Annotated in this window: 5 protein-coding genes; 1 reads left to right on the forward strand and 4 read right to left on the reverse strand. The window is 53.9% G+C overall.

The window, feature by feature from the left end:
• The coding region (locus VMW13_02345; GenBank protein HUV43649.1) for a helix-turn-helix domain-containing protein at positions 1 to 350 on the reverse strand (350 nt) is incomplete at its 3' end.
• Entirely contained in the window at positions 347 to 754 is a 408-nt protein-coding gene (locus tag VMW13_02350; protein ID HUV43650.1) for a transposase, read from the reverse strand. The genes VMW13_02350 and VMW13_02345, both read right to left, overlap by 4 nt.
• A gap of 451 nt (positions 755 to 1,205) precedes the next feature.
• Between VMW13_02350 and VMW13_02355 the strand changes: the two genes are divergently transcribed.
• Entirely contained in the window at positions 1,206 to 2,612 is a 1,407-nt protein-coding gene (locus VMW13_02355) for an MBL fold metallo-hydrolase (protein ID HUV43651.1), read from the forward strand.
• A 10-nt stretch (positions 2,613 to 2,622) separates the two neighbouring features.
• Here VMW13_02355 and VMW13_02360 read toward each other — a convergent pair whose 3' ends face one another.
• Together VMW13_02360 and VMW13_02365 are read right to left on the reverse strand one after the other, a co-directional pair.
• Complete coding sequence (locus VMW13_02360; GenBank protein HUV43652.1) at positions 2,623 to 3,231, reverse strand: methyltransferase domain-containing protein; 609 nt, start codon at positions 3,229 to 3,231, stop codon at positions 2,623 to 2,625.
• Positions 3,232 to 3,440: 209 nt separating this feature from the next.
• Positions 3,441 to 4,286: a DegV family protein gene (locus tag VMW13_02365; GenBank protein HUV43653.1), complete on the reverse strand. Its 846-nt coding sequence runs from the start codon at positions 4,284 to 4,286 to the stop codon at positions 3,441 to 3,443.
• Positions 4,287 to 4,730 lie beyond the last annotated feature (444 nt).

Raw genomic sequence — 4,730 nt, forward strand, 5'->3', positions numbered from 1 at the left:
AGCTGCACCTCCAGCCGTTTCACCAGCCCTTCCCTTCTTAGAATGCGGTAAACTGTTGATTCGGATACGGCAAAGCCAGCGTTGTCTGTGATCCAAACAGCCAGTTGCCGGCTGCTGAGCTCAGGAGACTCCCGGGCTACCGCTAGTATCTTGCTTTCCTCTTCGGGAGTGATCCGGTTCCACGGCCTTCCCCTGTCTCCTGAGAGGGATTCCAGGCCATCGCACCGTTGCCACTGCCGCCACCGATAGTAGCTGCTCCTCGGTATCCCCAGTGCCATCAGCGCCTTCCGCTTGTGCCTGGGCTGATTTTCCACCTTGACCAGGATTACAGCTTTGCCCCCGGCGCTCATGTGGCGTCGCCGTTGTAGCCCTCCACCGGTGGAATAGCCGTTTTTTTCAGACGGTATACTTCCAGGGAAAGGTCAGCCACCAGGTGCTTGAGCTCGGTGCTCTCCCGCTTTATCTCGTTTATCTCCTGACGCGTGGCATCCCTGACGGTATCCCGTGTGAGCCGCTCCTTCCCAGCCTCCATGAAGTCTTTGGTCCAGGCATAGTAGACTCCCGGCTTGATGCCTTCCCGGCGACAGAGTTCATTGACTGCCACTTCCCGACGGAACCCCTCCAGCACGATACGGACCTTCTCTTCCGGAGTGTACTTCCTCCTGGACTTTACCCTAACCTGCTGCATGAAGCCTCTTGTTTCATGGGTTCTGGCCTCGGCAGCATCAGCTTTACCTTCGATTTTCTGGGACACATTAGCTCCTTTCTTTATTGAGGTTAGTCTACTACCTCACACGGAGCTTACACCACCCCCACAACTGTACGGTTTTCGTAACCCCTTTTGTGTCCCATTATCGCTGACGGTCTACACTCGTTACTAGTCTCGATTGTCCGGACGGCGACATATGCAAGTAACAAGGTAGCGAGTGCGGTTATTGCGGTAAATAGAGTAGCTGATTTCTCTACTACTTCGGGGAAAAATGGAAATCGGCCTGGTAAGTAGAAGGCTAAAATAATGAAGACCGATGCTCTATCCACTGAGCTATAGGCGCTTGCCCTAGTATAGGCACGATAGGGCCGGCCAGTCAAACGACCGCGACAGAACTGCCGGCAACTTTGCCGTGCTTAGTGCGGTCTGCTACTATTGATTGAGATGGTGCAGGAACAGCATCGATACTGAAAGGGGGGCTTCCCATAGAGGGACCATGAAAATTGACATATCTTTCCTCGGTGCGGCTCAGAATGTTACGGGCTCGTGTTTTCTGGTTGAGACTAACGGCGTCAGATTACTGGTCGACTGCGGGATTTATCAGGAGCGAGAATTCATACACCGCAACTGGGATAGTTTCCCTTTTTCGCCCGACGCCCTGGATGCAGTCCTCCTAACGCATGCCCATCTTGACCATTGCGGGCTACTGCCCAAGCTGGTCCGCGAGGGATTCAATGGTCCGATATACTGTACGGCTGCCACCGCAGATATCGCTAAAATAATACTCATGGATTCGGCAAGGATACAGGAGGAAGATGCTGAGTTCAAGGTAAGGAGGCATCGTCGTGAGGGAAGGCGTGGCGCACATCCTGAAGTCCCGTTGTATACCACTGATGATGCCAGTGCGGTTTTCCCTCTCTTCTCTCACGTGGAATACGGGGAGGAGGTAGAAGTGGGCGAAGGCGTTGAGGCTGTGTTCCGCGATGCCGGACATGTTCTGGGTTCGGCGATGATAAAGGTCAGGGTAAAGGATAACCGGGAGGAGAGGACGATTCTCTTCTCAGGAGACGTCGGCAGGCATGACCGGCCCATACTGCGAGACCCCACTACCTTTGAGGACGCGGACTACGTACTCGTTGAGTCCACATATGGTAACCGACTCCTGCCCGATGCAGAACACACCAACGACGAATTGTCCGAGGTGATAAACTCGACGGTGGATGCCGGAGGCAATATCGTTATTCCCAGCTTCGCCCTGGAAAGGGCACAGGAAGTGCTGTATTGTCTGAACGAGCTCTTGCTGGAGAACCATGTACCGCATCTGTTGACTTTCGTCGATAGCCCGATGGCAATCCGCATTACGGAGGTATTCGAACGTCATCCGGGGCTGTTCGACGAGGAAATGCTGGCGCTGCTGCGCAAGGGGGAATCGCCCTTTGACCTGCCAGGCCTGACACTGGTGAGAACAGTAGGTGAATCCAAAGCGATAAACCGTGTAAAAGGCAGTGTGGTGGTCATTGCCGGCTCCGGCATGTGTACTGGCGGCAGGATAAAACACCATCTGGTAACCAATATCTCCCGGGCAGAGAGCACTGTGCTCTTTGTCGGATACCAGGCTAAAGGGACTCTGGGAAGACGTATAACTGACGGCGCCAGGAGGGTCAGAATACTGGGGAGGCACTATCCTGTCCAGGCGAGAATAACCCGGCTAAACGGCTTTTCCGCACATGCCGACCGGGACCAGCTCTTCAGATGGCTGTCCGTGTTGAAGAGAGCACCCCGGCAGGTATTCGTTGTCCATGGTGAAAAAGAAGCGGCCCATGACTTTGCTCATTTCCTGAAACAGGAGACAGGCTGGGAAACATCGGTGCCCGGGTATCGGGACAAGGTTGTCCTGGAATAGAGGCGCAGGCTCAGTCGGTTTTTGCTTTGAGGATTAATACCAGTCCGCTCTTGAGACAGGTCCGGCACTCTTCACGTAGACGGTGATTCCTGAGTATCTCCTCTAACCCACCGTTCTTCAGATAGCCCTTGAACCCTCGATAGTGGGACCCACCGGCAAGGAATTCTACAACCCTTGCTAACCTTGCCCAGATATTCCCGGGCAGGGGGACCTGAAAATCTATGAAGACCAGGGCTCCCTCCTGTCTGACAACCCTCTTCATTTCAGAAACAGCTTTGTCCTGACTGGCCTTGTCCCTATCATGCAGTCCAAAAGATATGGATGCATAGTCGAAGTAACCGTCTGGATAAGGAAGGCTTGCTGCATCACCTAGCTGGAAGGAAGTGTTTGCCAGACCCTGTCTCTGCCTGTTCTTCGCAGCCACATTCAACATCTTCGGGTGTATGTCTATCCCTGTGGCGCAGATACCATGTCGCCCGTATTCCAGGACCTGCGCCCCGGTCCCGCAGCAGACATCCAGCACCCTGTTGCCGGCATTCATACCGGCGAACCGCGCTATGGACTGCCTGACATCTCTCAATATTGGGTCTACTATGGTTTCGTAGTTGAATATGAACATCTCTTTCAATCATATCATACGGCCTGCAGGTCGCAGCCATTGATGTATTCAGCGTGGATAGAGTGGTATATTACCACGATTTTGGAGGGGGAGGTAGTGTGGGGCTGGCAGTGGGCTGTCAGTGGGCTGGCAGTGGGCTGGCGCTGCCCTTAGCTAAGAGATTCAAGAGGACCCGGCATCGGCCATGAGAAAAGTGGTTTACGAGCCTGCTATTCCTTACTGTCTCCCATCACTGACACGATGAGCAGGCTGGGGCCGGTGTGAGTGCTGATTACGGGGCTCGCTCTGGAAAGGAGTATGCGCTCCCTGGGAAACCGGCTGGCCAGCCGTTCAACAAGCATCTCCGCCTCGTCACGCGCAGTGGCGTACTCTACAGCTATCTCCTCAATGTGGTCAAAGCTCATGGCAAAATGATACAGGTGGTCTATTGCCCTGGCTCGCGAGCGTTCCCTGCCAAAAGGGTACACCTCGCCGTCCTTCATACCGATTACGGGGTTCACCTTGAGTATTGAACCCAGTAATGCTTGTGCCTTGCCAATACGTCCGCCTCGCTGTAGATACTCGAGAGTGTCAAAAGCCGCACGGAAATGTACACGCGGGATACTGCGGTTGACTATATCCAGGATTTCTTCCATGCTGGCTCCCGATTGGGCTGCCCGCGCGGCATTGATAACTACAAACCCTTGTGCCATGACTGCCATTCTGGAATCAACGACTTCTACCCGGCATTTCCTCTTCATCAGCCCTGTGCTCTGAAGGGCTACTTCATGCGTTCCACTGAGCTTGGCAGTAACAGTGATGGCCAGAATCTGGTCCGTTTCTTCAGCCAGTGCATCGTATGCTTCGGCGAATGCCCCCGGCGATGGTACCGAAGTGACCGGCAGTGTCTCAGACCGCTCCAGTCTGTCAAAGAACTGGTCTGGAGTAAGGTCCACGCCGTCACGGTAGACCTCGGTCCCGAATCGAACGTGTAGAGGGACGATTGTTATACCCAGCTCCCGGACCACTTGTGGGGGTATGTCGGAAACACTATCAGTCACAATCCTTACTGTCATCGGCACGCTCCAATCGACATGTTACTCGCCTCCGGTCAGTCCATCAGGCACGGAAGTACACTTTATCCCTGCTGACCGCGTTTGTCAATGTCATCAGTGGAGAGATAACCCCCTTGGCCGCGCGGTATGTAATGACGGTACCGGTGCACAATAAATAGGAAGAGGTCAGTTAAGCAAGGTATGCATCATCTCCGGTCGGTCTCGTCAGGAAGAGTCTCCCCTTGCCCTGTCACTCTTCACCAGCCTCACTCCCAACTGCACTGTCCACGTTGCGCTTGAATATTTGCGTGTGATACCTTTGCTCCGACATCGTATAGGTTAATAGGAACACAGGACAGGGATGCAGATTGAGGCATCCGGAAAGAAAGGGAGTCGAGGAGGAGAAACATGAGTAAAAGGAAATGGTTACTGGTGGCAGGTCTGGCATCGTTGCTGGCGATGACT

The sequence above is a fragment of the Dehalococcoidales bacterium genome (assembly GCA_035529395.1).
Classification (GTDB): Bacteria; Chloroflexota; Dehalococcoidia; order Dehalococcoidales; family Fen-1064; genus DUES01.